Source organism: Methylobacterium sp. CB376 (assembly GCF_029714205.1).
In the GTDB taxonomy this organism is placed as follows: Bacteria; Pseudomonadota; Alphaproteobacteria; order Rhizobiales; family Beijerinckiaceae; genus Methylobacterium.
The window spans coordinates 5,206,095-5,221,468 of the sequence record NZ_CP121648.1 but is presented as its reverse complement, the minus strand read 5'-3'; the positions used below and the strand labels follow the sequence as shown (position 1 = coordinate 5,221,468).

15 protein-coding genes are annotated in these 15,374 nt (G+C 71.8%); 4 read left to right on the top strand and 11 right to left on the bottom strand.

Going from position 1 to position 15,374, the window contains the following annotated elements; translation table 11 throughout:
• Positions 1-153 precede the first annotated feature (153 nt).
• Positions 154-1,053: a hypothetical protein gene (locus tag QA634_RS23970; protein ID WP_012334486.1), complete on the bottom strand. Its 900-nt coding sequence runs from the start codon at positions 1,051-1,053 to the stop codon at positions 154-156.
• A 131-nt stretch (positions 1,054-1,184) separates the two neighbouring features.
• On the opposite strand from QA634_RS23970, the gene QA634_RS23965 reads away from it, so the two are divergent.
• The 3 genes from QA634_RS23965 (at position 1,185) to kdsA (ending at position 3,264) form a co-directional block, all read left to right on the top strand.
• Entirely contained in the window at positions 1,185-1,766 is a 582-nt protein-coding gene (locus QA634_RS23965; protein WP_012334485.1) for a helix-turn-helix domain-containing protein, read from the top strand.
• 9 nt (positions 1,767-1,775) lie between these two features.
• On the top strand, positions 1,776-2,297 hold the full coding sequence (locus QA634_RS23960; RefSeq protein ID WP_012334484.1) for a GNAT family N-acetyltransferase: 522 nt from the start codon (positions 1,776-1,778) through the stop codon (positions 2,295-2,297).
• A gap of 115 nt (positions 2,298-2,412) precedes the next feature.
• The gene (gene kdsA, locus QA634_RS23955; RefSeq protein ID WP_012334483.1) at positions 2,413-3,264 is read left to right on the top strand and encodes a 3-deoxy-8-phosphooctulonate synthase; all 852 of its coding nucleotides are present in this window, start codon (positions 2,413-2,415) and stop codon (positions 3,262-3,264) included.
• An 18-nt stretch (positions 3,265-3,282) separates the two neighbouring features.
• On the opposite strand, the gene QA634_RS23950 is transcribed toward kdsA, so the two are convergent.
• The 5 genes from QA634_RS23950 to QA634_RS23930 all read right to left on the bottom strand — a co-directional run bounded on the left by QA634_RS23950 (position 3,283) and on the right by QA634_RS23930 (position 9,148).
• Positions 3,283-4,791, bottom strand: a complete 1,509-nt coding sequence (locus QA634_RS23950; RefSeq protein WP_012334482.1) for an ATP-binding cassette domain-containing protein — start codon at positions 4,789-4,791, stop codon at positions 3,283-3,285.
• A gap of 28 nt (positions 4,792-4,819) precedes the next feature.
• A complete protein-coding gene (locus QA634_RS23945; protein ID WP_012334481.1) occupies positions 4,820-5,746 on the bottom strand; it encodes a branched-chain amino acid ABC transporter permease in 927 nt (308 codons plus the stop codon).
• 16 nt (positions 5,747-5,762) lie between these two features.
• Positions 5,763-6,638, bottom strand: coding sequence for a branched-chain amino acid ABC transporter permease (locus QA634_RS23940; protein WP_012334480.1), 876 nt, complete (start codon positions 6,636-6,638; stop codon positions 5,763-5,765).
• An 86-nt stretch (positions 6,639-6,724) separates the two neighbouring features.
• Positions 6,725-7,999 (bottom strand): ABC transporter substrate-binding protein, encoded by a 1,275-nt coding sequence (locus QA634_RS23935; RefSeq protein ID WP_012334479.1) that lies wholly within the window; start codon positions 7,997-7,999, stop codon positions 6,725-6,727.
• A gap of 156 nt (positions 8,000-8,155) precedes the next feature.
• Entirely contained in the window at positions 8,156-9,148 is a 993-nt protein-coding gene (locus QA634_RS23930) for a DMT family transporter (RefSeq protein ID WP_012334478.1), read from the bottom strand.
• Positions 9,149-9,270: 122 nt separating this feature from the next.
• Here QA634_RS23930 and QA634_RS23925 point away from each other — a divergent pair, with 122 nt between their 5' ends.
• Positions 9,271-10,161 (top strand): LysR substrate-binding domain-containing protein, encoded by an 891-nt coding sequence (locus QA634_RS23925; protein WP_012334477.1) that lies wholly within the window; start codon positions 9,271-9,273, stop codon positions 10,159-10,161.
• Between the two features lie 102 nt (positions 10,162-10,263).
• On the opposite strand, the gene QA634_RS23920 is transcribed toward QA634_RS23925, so the two are convergent.
• The 5 genes from QA634_RS23920 to QA634_RS23900 form a co-directional block, all read right to left on the bottom strand.
• Positions 10,264-11,529 carry an ABC transporter substrate-binding protein gene (locus tag QA634_RS23920; protein WP_012334476.1) on the bottom strand — a complete coding sequence of 422 codons (1,266 nt, stop codon included), beginning with the start codon at positions 11,527-11,529 and terminating at the stop codon, positions 10,264-10,266.
• A 105-nt stretch (positions 11,530-11,634) separates the two neighbouring features.
• A complete protein-coding gene (locus QA634_RS23915) occupies positions 11,635-12,129 on the bottom strand; it encodes a 2,4'-dihydroxyacetophenone dioxygenase family protein (protein ID WP_198293047.1) in 495 nt (164 codons plus the stop codon).
• A 50-nt stretch (positions 12,130-12,179) separates the two neighbouring features.
• Positions 12,180-12,890 carry an SDR family oxidoreductase gene (locus tag QA634_RS23910; protein WP_012334474.1) on the bottom strand — a complete coding sequence of 237 codons (711 nt, stop codon included), beginning with the start codon at positions 12,888-12,890 and terminating at the stop codon, positions 12,180-12,182.
• 90 nt (positions 12,891-12,980) lie between these two features.
• Entirely contained in the window at positions 12,981-13,406 is a 426-nt protein-coding gene (gene aroQ / locus QA634_RS23905; RefSeq protein WP_012334473.1) for a type II 3-dehydroquinate dehydratase, read from the bottom strand.
• A 14-nt stretch (positions 13,407-13,420) separates the two neighbouring features.
• Positions 13,421-15,334 (bottom strand): bifunctional sugar phosphate isomerase/epimerase/4-hydroxyphenylpyruvate dioxygenase family protein, encoded by a 1,914-nt coding sequence (locus QA634_RS23900; RefSeq protein WP_012334472.1) that lies wholly within the window; start codon positions 15,332-15,334, stop codon positions 13,421-13,423.
• Positions 15,335-15,374: the final 40 nt, after the last annotated feature.

The window sequence follows — 15,374 nt, the reverse complement described above, 5'->3', positions numbered from 1 at the left end:
ATGCCGGTTCGTCGCAGAAAATGCGGCAAGATCAAAGACCTAGAGCATTTTCCGACGAAGTGGATGCCGGTTCGTCGCACAAAATGCGGCAAAATCAAAGATCGAGAGCGGCACCCGATTGCAACGTGATCGGGTGCTGCTCTAGCGTCTGTTTCAGAACGAGGCGCCGATGCGCAGGCGCAGCTGCTGGCGGTCGAAGCCGGCGAGGTCGAGGGGCCGCCCGTCGCCGACCGCGCCCCCCGCGACCTGGACGCCGAGGGTCAGCCCGATCCAGGCGGTCTCGCCGAGGGCGGCGTAGAGGGTCGGCCCGAGATAGACCGCCTCCCCGGCGAAGCGATCGAGGGCGAGCCCGTCGAAGGCGCGCAGGTAGCGCAGCTCGCCGCCCAGGAACAGGCCGGCCGAGACCCGCCGCGCGAGGGCGGCCGAGAGGTCGAGCCCGGAGCCGCGCAGGATCTCGCCGGTGCCGGAGGCCCGGCTCCAGGCGAGGGAGAGGCCGAGATTGACCGCGCCGACGAGGGTGCCGGGGACGAATTCGTGGTCGGCGAGCAGGGCGGCGTCGAGCCCGTAGGCGCGGGCCGGCCGCGCGTCGGTGCCGTCCCGGGTGCCGAGGCTCGGGGTGACGCTGAGCGTCAGCCCGACCGGGGAGGCATCCCGGTCGAGGAGGCGCAGCCGCGTCTCGACGAAGCCGCCGTTGAGGCCGCCGCGGATCGCCGCCGGGAGGCCCGGGCCGGGCGCCACCGCGTAACCCGCGAAGCTGAGCCCGGGCGCCACGCGCAGCTGCGCGCTCACGGGCAGCTTCAGGGCGAGCGTCGGATCGAAGGCCCAGAAGCGGCCGCCGCGGCGGCCGAGCCGGCCGGTCGTCTCCAGCTCGACCTCGCGCTCGCCCGGCACGCCGATGTCGCTGCCCTCGGTGAAACCGAACAGGTGCTCGCTGTCGAGGTGGTCGGCGCGGCCGGGCTCGGCCCGGGCGGGTGCCGCCGCGCCGAGGATCAGGCAGGCGGCGAGGCCGGCCGCTGATCGGCGCCGCCCGGGATCCTTGCGTCTCGACGGCATCAAAGCACTCCCTCACACTTATAGCAGCAGCTATAACCTGGGCCGGGCCTCGCGCCAACCCCGTCGCGACCGGACCCCTGGCCTGCCGCGCCGGCCTTGACTCCAGGATACCGGAAATTCAATCTTGAATCATGGAATCGTCCTCGGACCTCGACGGCCGTCTCGCGGCCCGGCTGCGGGCCCTGCGCGCGGAGCGGGGCCTGACGCTCGACGCCCTGGCCGAGCGGTCCGGGGTGAGCCGGTCGATGATCTCGCTCGTCGAGCGGGCGGAGAGCAGCCCGACCGCCACGGTGCTGGAGCGGCTGGCGGCGGGGCTCGGCGTGCCGCTCGCGGCCCTGTTCGCCGCCGCGGCGCGGGAGGATGCCTCGCCGCTCTGCCGCCGGGCCGAGCAGAGCTGCTGGCGCGATCCCGGCACGGGCTACCGGCGCCGCAACCTCTCGCCGCCGAGCTTCGCCTCGCCGCTCCAACTCGTCGAGGTGGAGATCCCGCCCGGCGCCACCGTCGCCTACGACAGCCTGCGGGTGCCGCCCCTGGAGCAGCAGGTCGTCGTGCTCGACGGCGCGCTCACCGTGACCCTGGGCGAGAGCGTGCATCACCTGGGGGCCGGCGATTGCCTGGCGATGCGCGTCGACCGGCCGGTCGCCTTCCACAACCCCGCCGACCAACCCGCCCGCACCCTGGTGGCCATCGCCGCCGGGAGCCTGCCCCGCTGAGGTGCCGCCGTGACCGACCCGACCCTGCGCGCCCTGTCCGGGGAGGAGGCCCGGGGCATGGCCGAGCCCCTCGCCGAGATCCTGATCGACTGCGTCGAGGCGGGCGCCTCGGTGAGCTTCATGGCGCCGCTCCGCCCCGCGACGGCCCTGGCCTATTGGCGGGGCGTCGCCGAGAGCGTCGGGCGCGGCGAGCGCCGCCTGATCGTGGCCGAGGCGGAGGGACGGCAGATCGGCACCGTGCAGGTCGTGCTCGCCCAGCCCGAGAACCAGCCCCACCGGGCCGACGTCTCCAAGGTGCTGGTGCTCACCCGCGCCCGCGGCCGCGGAGTCGGGGCGGCCCTGATGCGGGCGGCCGATGCGGCGGCCCGCGCGGCGGGCAAGACGCTCCTCGTCCTCGACACGGCGAGCCCCGAGGCGGAGCGGCTGTACCGACGGGAGGGCTGGCAGCGGGTCGGCGCGATCCCCGGCTACGCGCTGCTGCCGGACGGGCGGCCCTGCGACACGGTCTTCTACTACAAAGTCTTGCCTTAGGTGTCTGGTCGCCGGACCTCCGGCCCGAACGGCCTGCGCCTCGCCGGGCGGCGCCTCGCGAATGCCATCATGGCCTGCGAGGGCCGGCACCTCACGCGATCCGGAAACCCCGTCGATGTCGACCGCTTCCCCGTCCCCCGGCCCCGTCGTCACGGTCGGCCCCGTGCGCTTCGGGAATCACCTCCCGCTCAGCCTGATCGCGGGGCCCTGCGCCCTCGAGAGCCGCGGCCACGCCCTCGAAGTCGCGGCGGCGCTCAAGGAGATCGTGGCGCCGCTCGGCCTCGGCCTCGTCTTCAAGAGCTCCTTCGACAAGGCCAACCGCACCTCGGCGGGCTCGGCGCGCGGCCTCGGCCTCGACGAGGCGCTGCCGATCTTCGCCGAGATCCGCGAGCGGCTCGGCCTGCCGGTCCTCACCGACGTGCACGAGGCCGGGCAATGCGCGCCCACGGCGGAGGCCGTCGACGTGCTGCAGATCCCGGCTTTCCTGTGCCGCCAGACCGACCTGCTCCTCGCGGCCGCCGCGACGGGCCGGGCCGTCAACGTGAAGAAGGGCCAGTTCCTCGCCCCCTGGGACATGGCCCACGTCGCCGCCAAGATCACGGGCGCGGGCAATTCCAAGGTGATCGTCACCGAGCGCGGCGCCTCCTTCGGCTACAACACCCTCGTCTCCGACATGCGGGCGCTGCCGATCATGGCGCAGGTCACGGGCGGCGCGCCGGTGGTGTTCGACGCGACCCATTCGGTGCAGCAGCCGGGCGGCCAGGGCGCGACCTCGGGCGGGCAGCGGGAATTCGTGCCGGTGCTCGCCCGGGCGGCGGTGGCGGTGGGCGTGGCGGGCGTGTTCATCGAGACCCATCCGGATCCCGACCGCGCCCCCTCGGACGGGCCCAACATGGTGCCGCTGCGGGCGATGCCGGACCTGCTCGCCCGCCTCGTCGCCTTCGACCGGCTCGCCAAGGGGCTCTGAGCCAGGGCCCTCCGCGCCTCACAGATACCCGGTCCCGGCCTCGGCGGCGAAGCGGTCCGGCGTGCCCTCCCAGACGATGCGGGCGTGTTCCAGCACGTAGACCCGGTCCGCGTGGGGCAGCGCGAAGGTCACGTTCTGCTCGCCGAGCAGCACGGTGATCGGCGTCGTCTGGCGCAGGCGCTCCAGGGCCTTCGAGAGCTGCTCCAGGATCACCGGCGCGAGGCCGAGGGTCGGCTCGTCGAGGATCAGGAGCTTGGGCCGCATCATGAGGGCGCGGGCGATGGTGAGCATCTGCTGCTCGCCGCCCGAGAGGGTGCGGGCCATCTGGCCGCTGCGGCTGCGCAGGATCGGGAACAGCTCCAGCAGCCAGTCGAGCTGGCGCGCGCTCTCGGCCTTGGGCAGGTGCTGGCCGCCGAGGTCGAGGTTCTCGCGCACGCTCATCTCGCCGAACAATTCGCGGGTCTCCGGCACCTGCACGATGCCCTCGCGGGCGATCGAGGCGGGCGTGCGCCGGGCCAGGGCCTCGCCGCCGAAACGGATCTGCCCGGAATAGGGCACGAGGCCCGAGATCGCGTTGAACAGCGTCGTCTTGCCGGCGCCGTTGAGGCCGACGATCGAGACGAACTCGCCCTCGTGGACGTGCAGGCTCACGCCCTGGAGCGCCTGGGCCTTGCCGTAGAGCACGCCGACCTCCTCGACCGCGAGCAGCGGCGCGCCCGAGAAGGAGGATTCCGGGCGGGCGGCGGTCTCGATGCTACCGCCGAGATAGACGCGCCGCACGGTCTCGTTGCGCATCACCTCGGCGGCCGAGCCCTCGGCGACGCGCTCGCCGAGATACATGGCGTAGACCCGGTCGACGAGGGCCGCGACGCTCTTCACGTTGTGGTCGACGAGGAGCACCGCCTTGCCCTCGTCGCGGAAGCCGCGGATCAGCGCGGAGAAATCCGCCACCTCGCCCTGGGTGAGGCCCGCGAAGGGCTCGTCCACCAGCACCACCTTGGGGTCGCGGGCGATCGCCTTGGCGAGCTCCATCCGGCGCAGATCCGCGAAGGGCAGGGTGGCGGGCCGCCGGTCGAGGACGGCGCCGAGGCCGACCCGCTCGGCGATGGCGCGGGCGCGATCCTCCACGTGCGGGTCGGCGAAGAGCCGCAGCAGGTTGTCGGGCAGCAGGGCGAGCTTGATGTTCTCCAGCACCGTCTGCCGGTGGAGCGGCCGGGAATGCTGGAAGACGAGGCCGACCCCGGCCCGGGCGACCCGGTGGGAGGGCCAGCCGGCGATCTCGGTGCCGTCGAGGACCACGCTGCCCGCATTGGGCCGCTCCAGCCCCATGATCAGCTTCATCACGGTGGACTTGCCGGAGCCGTTCGGCCCGATCAGGCCCAGGATCTCGCCCGGTCGGATGGCGAAGCTCACCGACTTCACGGCGACGAGACCGCCGTAGCGCTTCTGCAGCCCCTCGACGGCGAGGAGCGGCGCCGCCGTGGCGGTGGCGGGGGGCACGGGCCGGTGCAGGGCGGCTGCGGTCATGGACGCACCTCGTGACGCGGACGGGTCCTCACGCGCGCTGCCCCTGGCGGGTGAGGATCCCGAGGAGGCCGGCGGGGACGAACAGGATCACCGCGAGGGCCGCGGCGGAGACGACGAAGGTCGAGAGGGCGCCGAGCGGGCGCAGCAATTCGCCCGCCGTGATCAGGAAGAGCGCGCCGAGCACGCCGCCCAGGATGGTGCGCCGGCCGCCGAGCACCGCCCCGATGATGACCTGCACGCCCACCGAGACGTCGACGAGCGTGCCGACCGACGCCGTGCCCATGTAGAAGACGAACAGCGCCCCCGCGAGGCCGGAGAAGAAGGCGCTGACGCAGAAGGCGGCCAGCTTGTGCTTGGCGACGTTGAAGCCGAGCGCGCCGGCCTCGACCGGGTCCTGCCCGCTCGCCTGCAGGATCAGCCCGACCGGCGAGGTCGCGATGGCGAGGAGCACGAGGCCGCTCACCGTCATGAAGCCCAGGGCGAGCCAGTAATTGGTGGCCGCGTCGACGCTGATCACGTCCGGCACGGTCAGGCCGATCTCGCCCCCGGTGGTGTCGGCGAAGACCACGATGAGGTTCTGCAGGATCAGGACGGCCGTGACGGTGGTGAGGCCGAAATAGGGGCCGCGCACCCGCAGGGCCGGCAGGGCGAGGACGAGGCCGCCGATCACCGCCGCCACCGCCCCGGCGACGAGGCAGAGCGGGATCGAGACCCCGTCGCCGTTGAGGATGCCGGCCGTGTAGGCGCCGAGCCCGATCAGGAAGGTCGGCCCGAAATTCACCTCGCCGGCGAAGCCGAACAGGAGGTCCCAGGCCATCGAGAACACGCCGAAGTAATAGGCGACGGTGAGGAGCCCGAGGATGTAGCCCGAGACCCAGAGGGGCAGCACCGCCGCCAGGGCGAGGCCGATCAGGCTGAGCCAGAGGAGCGGGCTGCGGAGGAGCTTGGCGGTCATGCGGCGTTCCTCGTGCTCAGCGGCGCCCGAGCAGGCCCTGGGGCCGCACGTACATCACCGCCACCAGCAGGAGCAGGGCCGGGATGGTCCGGTAGGCCGGCGAGATCAGGTAGGCCGTGATGGTCTCCAGGTAGCCGACCACGTAGGCGGCGATGAGCGAGCCCGACACGCTGCCGAGGCCGCCGAGCACCACGATCGAGAAGGCGCTCGCGGTGAGCGGGCCGACGCTGTAGGACGAGACGCCGAGGAACTGGCCGAGCAGCACGCCCGCGATGCCCGCGAGCACGCCGTAGATCGCCCAGATCGCCACGTAGATCTTCGACAACTCGAAGCCCAGCAGCGTGACGCCGCGCGGGTTCATCGAGGCGGCGAGCACGACCTTGCCGGTGCGGGTGCGGTTCACCAGCACCCACAGGAGGGCGATGGTGCCCCAGCAGACCAATGCGGTGAAGATCTGGTTCCAGGGCGTGCGCACGCCCGCGATGGTGACGACGCCCTCGACGATCGGCATCACCGTCTTGGCGTTGCTGGTGAACAGGTAGGCGATGAATTCCTGGATCATGATGCCCCAGAGGAGCGTGCCGGTGAGGATGAAGATTTCCTTCTCCTCGGCGGGGATCGCCTTCGAGCGGTCGATCGGCTTCACGACGACGCCGTAGGTGGCGAGCGTCAGCAGGGTGCAGACGGCGACGCCGGTGGCCGCGCCCGCGTAGGCGCCGAGCCCGTACTCGCTCGACGCCGCCCAGGCCACGACCGCGGCCGTGACCATCAGGGCGCCGTGCGAGAGGTTGAGGACGCCCGAGACGCCGAAGATCAGGGTGAAGCCGGTGGCGCCCAGCGCGTAGAGGGCCGAGATGGCGAAGCCGTCGATGAGGATCTGAAGGGCGGTCATGAGGATCCGGAACGGGGGTCGCGAAGGGACGCGGTCCCTTCGCCGGGGGCCTCGGGGGCGGCGCCCCCGGGGCGGACCGGAGGTCTTCAGTTGGCGGGCGTGCCGGCCTTCACGAAGCTCGGGAACTTCAGGCTCCCGTTCGCGACGGTCTGCGGCCAGACGGCCAGCTGCTTGCCGTCCTGCCACTGCATCATCATGCCGGAGACGAGGCCCGGCCCGTACTTGATCGAGTGGGTGAAGGGATCGTCCTTGCCGTAGAACTGGATGCGCCCGAGCGTGCCCTCCCAGTCGGTCTTCTCCAGCGCGTCCACGAGCTTGTCGGGATCGGTCGAGCCGGCCCGCTTCACGGCATCGGCGATGTAGTAGACCTCGTCGTAGGCGGTGTAGCCCGCGTAGCCCGGATAGCTGCCGTACTTGGCCTTGAAGGCCTCCGCGAAGGGGGCGGTCTTGGGCGTGACGTTGGTCCCGGGCGCCGCGAACATCTCGAACAGCACGCCCTCGGTCGCGCCGTTGGTCTCCTTCCAGAAGGTGGAGTTGGTGGCCTGCGAGGCGATGCCGATCATCGGGATCGGCACCTGCTGGCTCGCCCATTGCACCGTCGGCTGCACGCCGACGTGGGAGATGCCGGTGACGATCACGTCCGGCTTGGCGCCCTCGATGCGGCTGAAGATCGGGCTGAAATCGGTCGTGCTCGGCGAGAACCGGATGTGGTCCAGCACCTGCAGGCCGATCTGGGGCAGGCACTCCTTGTAGCCCTCGTCGAGGGGCTTCGTCCAGGCGGCGTCCTCGCTCATGATGACGGCCGTCTTCATCTTGCGGCCCTCGACCAGGATCGCCTTGGTGGCGTCGCAGACCGCCTGCGACTGGGCCTTGGAGGTGAGGTAGCCGTGGAAGGAGTACTTGTTGCGGGCGTAATCCTTGTGGACGTTGAGCGGGATCTCGTTCGAGGCGGCGCCCGGGGTGATGAAGGGCAGCTTGAGGCGGGCCGACCAGGGCTGGAGCGCGAGCACGACCTCGCTGATGTAGCTGGCGATGACCGCGTGGACCTTGTCCTCGCTGGCGGCGCGCTGGAAGGCCCGGACCGAATCGGCCGCGGAGCTCTTGTTGTCGTAGGTGAAGAGCTCGATCTTGCGCCCGTCGACGCCGCCCTTGGCATTGATCTCGTCGGCGGCGAGCTGGGCGGCCTGCGGGATCGCGGCGCCGGCGATGGCCTGGGCCTCGGCGATCACCGCGATGCGCAGCGGATCCGCCGCCCGCGCGTCGCGGACCGGCAGGCCGAGCAGGACGGTCGAGGCCAGGAGGGTCGTGGCCAGCAGGGCACGGGCGTGCCGCCGCGGCGCGGCCGGCGCGGGAACGGACATGGGCTTTCCTCTCCGTTGCCGCTTCTCGTCTGCGCGATGCGGCTTAGGCCGAAGTGTAGCGTGGGATTCCCGGACAACAAGCGCCCGCGGGCCGGTTTGGTCGACCAGAATGGCAGCGCTGCCGCGGCCATGCACGGGCTGCATGGCCGCGTCCGGCTAAGCCCGCGGTCGGACCGGCATCGCCGCGAGGGCGATCGCCGCGAGAACGAGCCCGATGCCCGAGGCCTGGATCAGGGAGAGCGTCTCGCCGAGGAGAATCCGGGAGAGGAGCGCCGCGACGACCGGCTGGATCAGCAGCACGAGGGAACTCAGGGCCACCGGCAAGTGCCGGAGCGCGACGGTGACGAGCCCCTGCCCGGCGACTTGGCCGAACAGCACCAGGACCGCGAGGAGCAGCCAGACCCGGACGGCGTTCGGGACCGGCATGCCCTGGCGCCAGAACAGCGGGAGCAGCAGGAGCGTGCTCCCGACGCTGACGGCCGCCATGACGCGGATCGGCGTCGCGCCCCTCGCCCGCAGCGCCTTCACGACGGTCAGGTAGCCGCCGTAGAGCGCGCCCGCGAGGAGGGCCGCCGCGCTGCCCGCGAGACCGCCCGCCGGATTCGTCCCGTCGAGGCCGATCAGCAGCGCCGTGCCGGCCAGCGCCGCCGGCAGGGCCTGCCAGAACCGGGCGGTCGGCGCATCGGCGAGTCCGATGAGTCCGAACAGGCCCACGAAGAACGGGGCGCAATTGGTGAAGAGCGTCGCGACCGCGACGTTGGTGGCGCCGATGGCGTAGTGCATCACCGCGAGGTCGGCCGCGAACAGGAAGGCCGCGAGCCCGGTCAGCGCGGCGAGGGGACGCCCGGCGGCGCGCGGCGCCGGGGGCCTGCCCGCGCAAGCCGCGAGGCTCCAGGCCAGGAACAGGGGTGCGGCGAGGGCGACGCGGTAGAAGGCCGAGATTTCGGGGGGCAGGCCGGTGGCCTTCACGACCACCGGCGCCGTGCCGAGGCAGATGCCGCCGGCGACCAGGACGGCGAAGGCCGCCGCCCTCGGAGCGAGGCTGACGCAAGGTTGCCCTTCCCGATGGATATCCGTGTTGACGAGGATGCGGTCCGCACCGCACAGGTCGGTACCGGAATCCCGAAGAGAACCGGCGTCGCCGCTCATTTCCGTCTCCGTCAGCTTGCTTGCGGGCCAAAACAGCCTCTAGGATTTCGACGCCGCGATGGTGCCTGCCGGCGGCCAGGTCGGGAAATGACTTCGGATCATCGAGAGGATGAGACATCGTCATGGGTCTCGTGAACGTCGACATCGACCTGTTGCGGACCCTCCTCGCCGTCGCTGACGCGAAGAACTTCACGCTCGCGGGAGAGCGGCTGCTGCGGACGCAGTCGGCCGTCAGCCTCCAGGTGAAGCGCCTGGAGCAGGTCGTCGGCCAGCGGCTGGTGGAGCGCGGCAGCGGGCGGGAGATCCGGCTCACCGAGGCCGGAGAGATGGTGCGCCGCTACGCGATCGAGATCCTCAAGCTCAACGACGCACTCGTCCGCGAGGTCGCGCATCGGCCCGAGACGAATGTCCTGCGCGTCGGCACACCCGATGACTATGCTCAGCTCATCCTGCCCGAGATCATCGGGACGCTCTCACGGGAGAACCGACACGTGGAATTCCACGTGGTCTCCGACCTGTCGGTCAACCTCTCCCGCATGGTCGATTCGGGCGATCTGGACCTCGCCCTTGTCACGTGGGCGTCCGGTATTCAGGGGATCCGGTTGGCCGAGGAGCCTCTGGCCTGGGTCGCGGCACCGCATTCGGCCGCCGCGTCGCTGGACACGCTGCCGCTGGCGCTGTTCCCGCAGGGGTGCCGCGTGCGGGACATGGCGGTCGAGGCGCTCGACCGGATCGGGCGGCGCTGGCGCGTGGCCTTCAGCGCGAACCAGTTCACGCCGCTGCGGACCGCGATCACCCATGGCGAGGCGATCGGTGTCCTGCCCCTTCGCGCCGTGCCGAAGGACCTGGTGCAGGTCGGTCCGGAGCATGGGCTGCCCGAACTCCCTTGCGCGCCGCTCATCATCAAGATCGGTCGCGCTGCCGACGACAGCGCTCACCAGCTTGCCGGCGCCATCGCGTACGCCTTCCAGCCGCGCCCGCTTGCCTCCGCGGCCACGGGCATCGCGTGCTGATTGCTTCGCCATGCGGATGTCGGCGTCGTTCACGCGCCGCGCGGGCTCACGCGCCGCGCGGCCGTGGCGTTGCTGTCCGGACGTGATCGTCCGGACAGCGGATCATTCGGCAGGCGCACCCGCCTTCACGAAGGCGGGAAAGGTCAGCTTGCCGTTGGCCACCGTTGCGGGCCACACGGCGGTCTGCCGGCCGTCGAGCCATTGCATCATCATGCCGGAGATCAGGCCCGGCCCGTACTTCACCGAGTGGGTGAAGTCGTCGTCCTTGCCGTAGAACTGGACGCGGCCCATCGTGCCTTCCCAGTCGGTCTTCTCCAGCGCGTCCACGAGCTTGTCGGGATCGGTCGAGCCGGCCCGCTTCACGGCGTCGGCGATGTAGTAGACCTCGTCGTAGGTCGTGTAGCCGGCATAGCTCGGGTAATTGCCGTACCGGGCCTTGAAGGCGTCGGCGAAGGGGGCGGTCTTGGGCGTGACGGTGGTCCCGGGCGCCGCGAACATCTGGAACAGCACGCCCTCGGCGGCGCCGTTGGTCTCCTTCCAGAAGGTGGCGTTGGTGGCCTGCGAGGAGATGCCGAGCATGGGGATCGGCACCTGCTGGCTCTTCCACTGCACGGTCGGCTGCACGCCGACATGGGAGATGCCGGTGATGATCACGTCCGGCTTGGCGCCCTCGATGCGGCTGAAGATCGGGCTGAAATCGGTCGTGCTCGGCGAGAACCGGATGTGGTCGAGCACCTTGAGCCCGGCGACCGGCAGGCATTCCTCGTATCCGGCGTCGAGGGGCTTCGTCCAGGCGGCGTCCTCGCTCATGATGACGGCCGTCCTCATCTTGCGGCCCTCGACCAGGATCGCCTTGGCGGCGTCGCAGACCGATTGCGAGAGCGCCTTGGAGGTGAGGTAGCCGTGGAAGGAGTACTTGTTGCGGGCGTAATCCTTGTGGACGTTGAGGGGAATGTCGTTCGAGGCGGCGCCCGGGGTGATGAAGGGCATCTTCAGCCGGGCCGACCAGGGCTGGAGGGCGAGCACGACCTCGCTGATGTAGCTGGCGATGACCGCGTGGACCTTGTCCTCGCTGGCGGCGCGCTGGAAGGCCCGGACCGCGTCGGCGGCCGAGCTCTTGTCGTCGTAGGTGACGAGTTCGATCTTGCGCCCGTCGACGCCGCCCTTGGCGTTGATCTCGTCGGCGGCGAGCTGGGCGGCCTGCGGGATCGAGGCGCCGGCGAGCGCCTGGGCCTCCGCGATGATGCCGATGCGGATGGGATCGGCGGCGTCGGCCGGCGCGGCCAGGGCCGCGCCGAGGAGCGTGGTGGCCAGCAGCGTGGAGGCCAGGAGCCCGCCGCTGCGGCGGCGCGAGACGTGCGACGACATGAGGGTTTCCTCTCCGGTGCCGCTCGTCGTTCGGGCGCGGCGGCTCTCCCGGAGAGTAGCGCGGGCGGCAAGCGCCACAAGCCGGCCGTCGAGGCCGTCCCCGGATCAGCGCACGAAGCGATCGACGAAGTCGGCGCCGAGTCCGACCTCGCCGTAATGCCGGCGGCACATCTCGATCTTGGTGAAGACGTCCTCGTAGCCGGTCTGCTTGCCCCAGGGATCGACGTAGATCATCACGCCGGTGATGTGGAAGAGCGTGATCATCTCGGGGCAATCCTCGGGCACCACGAGGGTGTGGGTCTCGCCCGGGGGCTCGAACACGTAGGAGCCGGTCTCGGCCACCCAATCGTGTTCCAGGTAGTGCCAGCGGCCGCGGAGCACGTGGCCGTGGACCGGGGCGGGGTGGCGGTGGCGGCTGAGGATGCCGGCCCGGCGCACCCGCAGCAGGTTGACCCAGTAGCCCTGCGAGGCGTTCAGGCAGAGGGGCCGGAACCAGACGTTCTCGGCCTGCGGCACCCAGATCCGCTCGTCCTCGGGGATCGCCCGCGGCACCACGATCTCCTCCCCCGCCTCGGGCGGGAAGGGGAGCTGGTAGGGCATGCGGCGCGGGTCGGTCTCGGGCGTCGATGCGTCGGCCACGGCGGCCTCCCTCAGTAGATCAGGTAGCCGCCGTCGACCGGCAGGATCACGCCGGTGACGAAGGCGGCGGCCGGCGAGGCGAGGAAGATCGCGGCCCCGGCCACGTCCTCCGGGGTGCCCCAGCGGCCGAGCGGGGTGCGGGCGCGGATCGCCTCCTCGCGGGCGGGATCCTCCTGCAGGGCGCGGGTGAGCGGCGTCCTGATCCAGCCCGGCGCCACGGCGTTGACCCGGATGCCGTCCTTGGCCCAGCCGCCGGCGAGGCTCTTGGTGAGCTGGGCGACGCCGCCCTTGCTGGCGCTGTAGGCGGGGGCGAGACCGGCCCCGAAGAAGCTCGTCATCGAGGCGATGTTGACGACGCAGCCGCGGCTGCGGGCGAGGTGGGGGTGCAGGGCGGTGCAGAGCCGCATCGTCCCGGTGAGGTTCACGGCGACGACCTGCTCGAAGGTGGCGAGGTCGTACTCGGCCTCGCGCCGGATGATGCCGGCGGCGTTGACCAGGATGTCGAGCCCCTCCAGCCGCGCGGCCAGGGCCTCGACGCTGCCCGCATCGGTGACGTCGAGCCGCAGCGACGGCCGGCCCGCCGCGTCCGGATCCGTCCCGCCGGCGATGTCCGCGACGGTGACGGCGGCCCCCGCCTCGGCGAGGCCCGCCGCGATGCCCGCGCCGATGCCGCTCAGGCCGCCCGTGACCAGGGCCGTGCGGCCCGCGAGGTCGAACCTCATGTCTCCTCCCGATCGTCGCGTCGTTGCCGGATGTATGCCACGCCCCGCCGGGGCGCAGACCTGCAAACACTGCAACGGGAGGATGCGCCGTCAGCCGGCGAGCAGGGCGTCGAGGGCGAGGTCGTAGGAGAGCGGGCCGAATCCCGCGATCACGCCGCGCGCGACGGGGGCGATGTAGGAGTGGTGACGGAAGCTCTCGCGGGCGTGCACGTTCGAGAGGTGGACCTCGATCACCTGCGCCTTGGCGCCCGCGATCGCGTCGCGCAGGGCGACCGAGGTGTGGGTGTAGGCACCGGCATTGAGGATCACCCCGGCCCCCGCGGCGCCCGCCTCCTGCACCCAGGTGACGAGGTCACCCTCGTGGTTCGACTGGCGGAAGGTGAGCGCCACCCTGTCGGCGGCCCGCGCGCGCAGGCGCGCCTCGATGTCGGCGAGGGTCAGCGCCCCGTAGATCCCCGGCTCGCGGGTGCCGAGCAGGTTCAGGTTGGGGCCGTTGAGGACGTGGATCGAGCGCATGACGGGGTCGTGCCTTACCGGGTGGGGAGGGCCGGATGTGGGGCCAGGCGGGTCTGGGCCGCAAGCCGGATCGGGGCATTCGCGGCGCCGTAGCCGCGATAGCCGCGCCGCTCGACGATCTCGAAGGCGAAGCCGCCGCCGAGGAGGCCGCGGGTGTAGACCTGGAAGAACTCGGCCCCGCCCTCGCGGTCGTACAGGATGTTCCCGTCGCGCAGCCGCGCCAGGGTCTCGGGCGGCAGGTCGGTGCGGGCCTCCAGGTCGTCGTAGTAGTTCTCCGGAATCGGCAGGAGCGCGACCCCGGCGGCGCGCAGGGACGCGACGGTGGCGACGATGTCGTCGGTGGCGAGCGCCACGTGCTGCACCCCGCCGCCGAGCGCCTCCGACAGGAAGCGCGAGGAGAGGGTGCGGCTGCTCTGCGAGGCGTTGAGGACGAGGCGCAGGGCCGCGCCCGGGGCCTCGACGGCCTGGCTCTCGACCACGCCGCCCGGATCGACCACGTCCTGCACGGGCAGCTTCGCGAGGTCGAACAGCCCGGTGTAGAACAGGAGCCAGGTCAGCATCTCCTCGTGGCGCATGCTCTGGGCGAGGTGATCGACGGCGACGAGCCCGGCGCCGCGGACCGGCTCCGGAGCGAGGGGCTCGAAATCCACGTCCCAGAGGCGGTCGAGGCCGCTGCGGCGATCGACGAGGTAGAGCAGGCTGCCGCCGACGCCGCGGACGGCCGGGATGTCGAGTTCGCCCGGCGCCACCGCCTGCCGGAACGGCTCGTCGAGGAGGGCGCGCGCCCGCTCCAGAGCCGCGCCCGCATCGTCGACCCGCAGCGCGACCGCGCAGACCGAGGCGCCGTGCGTGACCTGGAAGGAATGGGCGAAGCCCTCCTTCTCGGTATTGACCACGAGGTTGATCGCGCCCTGGCTCCAGCGGGTCACGGCCTTGGAGCGGTGGCGGGCGGTCCGGGCGAAGCCGAGGCCGGACAGGACCGATTCGAATGCCCGCGCCTCCTCCTCGTCCATGGCGAACTCGATGAACTCGATCCCCTCGCAGGCGGCCCGCGGCGGCAGGGCGGGCAGGAGAGGGGCCGGCCCCCGCCCGGCGGGATCCTCCGGCGCGCCCGCCCGGCGGCGCAGGTCGTCGAGCATGACGAGGAGCGAGCGGCGCCCGTCGAGGGCGACGCCGCGGGCCGAGCCCGCCCGGAAGCGGTCGCTGAAGATCTCCAGCGACAGGATCCCGTCGAAGCCCGTCGCCCCGAGCGCGTCCACGAAGGCCGGGATCGGCAGGTCGCCCTGGCCCGGGAAGCAGCGGTAGTGGCGGCTCCAGGAGAGGTGATCCATGGCGAGGCGGGGCGCGTCGGCCATCTGCACCAGGACGATCTTCTCCCGCGGGATGGAGCGGATCGCCCCGAGATCGGTGCCCCGGGCGAGCACGTGGAAGCTGTCGAGGACGAAGCCGACGGCCGGATGATCGGCCCGGCGCACGATCTCCCAGGCGTCGCGGTAATCGCTGACGTGCCGGCCCCAGGCCAGGGCCTCGTAGCCGACCCGCATGCCGCGCCGGGCCGCGCGCTCGCCGAGTTCGCGAAAATCCTCCGCCGCCCGGTCGAGCCCGCCCAGGCTGTCGGGCGAGACGTTGGAGCACACCATCAGGAGGTCGCAGCCGAGCTCCTGCATCGTGTCGAACTTGCGCTCGGCCCGGGCGAAGGCCTTGGCGCGCTGCGGCGCCGGCATCCCCTCGAAGTCGCGGAAGGGCTGGTAGACGGCGACGGCGAGGCCGAGATCCTCCGCCCGGCGGCGCAGGTCCCGGGGCGTGCCGCTGAAGGAGAGGAGGTCGTTCTCGAAGATCTCGACCTCCGAGAAGCCGGCCGCGGCGATGGCCTCCAGCTTCTCGCCGAGGGTGCCGCTCAGGCAAACGGTCGCGATCGCGAGCTTCATGCGGGGTCTCCCGTTGGCAGGTGGGGCTTCCGGAGCCCGG

Bases quoted from the DNA above. Each gene is read 5' to 3' on its own strand.
- QA634_RS23915 (WP_198293047.1), bottom strand. From the start codon at position 12,129: ATGCCCTACCAGCTCCCCTTCCCGCCCGAGGCGGGGGAGGAGATCGTG.
- QA634_RS23950 (WP_012334482.1), bottom strand. From the start codon at position 4,791: ATGACCGCAGCCGCCCTGCACCGGCCCGTGCCCCCCGCCACCGCCACG.
- QA634_RS23965 (WP_012334485.1), top strand. From the start codon at position 1,185: ATGGAATCGTCCTCGGACCTCGACGGCCGTCTCGCGGCCCGGCTGCGG.
- QA634_RS23920 (WP_012334476.1), bottom strand. From the start codon at position 11,529: ATGTCGTCGCACGTCTCGCGCCGCCGCAGCGGCGGGCTCCTGGCCTCC.
- QA634_RS23925 (WP_012334477.1), top strand. From the start codon at position 9,271: ATGGGTCTCGTGAACGTCGACATCGACCTGTTGCGGACCCTCCTCGCC.
- kdsA (WP_012334483.1), top strand. From the start codon at position 2,413: ATGTCGACCGCTTCCCCGTCCCCCGGCCCCGTCGTCACGGTCGGCCCC.
- QA634_RS23910 (WP_012334474.1), bottom strand. From the start codon at position 12,890: ATGAGGTTCGACCTCGCGGGCCGCACGGCCCTGGTCACGGGCGGCCTG.
- QA634_RS23935 (WP_012334479.1), bottom strand. From the start codon at position 7,999: ATGTCCGTTCCCGCGCCGGCCGCGCCGCGGCGGCACGCCCGTGCCCTG.
- QA634_RS23940 (WP_012334480.1), bottom strand. From the start codon at position 6,638: ATGACCGCCCTTCAGATCCTCATCGACGGCTTCGCCATCTCGGCCCTC.
- aroQ (WP_012334473.1), bottom strand. From the start codon at position 13,406: ATGCGCTCGATCCACGTCCTCAACGGCCCCAACCTGAACCTGCTCGGC.
- QA634_RS23970 (WP_012334486.1), bottom strand. From the start codon at position 1,053: ATGCCGTCGAGACGCAAGGATCCCGGGCGGCGCCGATCAGCGGCCGGC.
- QA634_RS23900 (WP_012334472.1), bottom strand. From the start codon at position 15,334: ATGAAGCTCGCGATCGCGACCGTTTGCCTGAGCGGCACCCTCGGCGAG.
- QA634_RS23945 (WP_012334481.1), bottom strand. From the start codon at position 5,746: ATGACCGCCAAGCTCCTCCGCAGCCCGCTCCTCTGGCTCAGCCTGATC.
- QA634_RS23930 (WP_012334478.1), bottom strand. From the start codon at position 9,148: ATGAGCGGCGACGCCGGTTCTCTTCGGGATTCCGGTACCGACCTGTGC.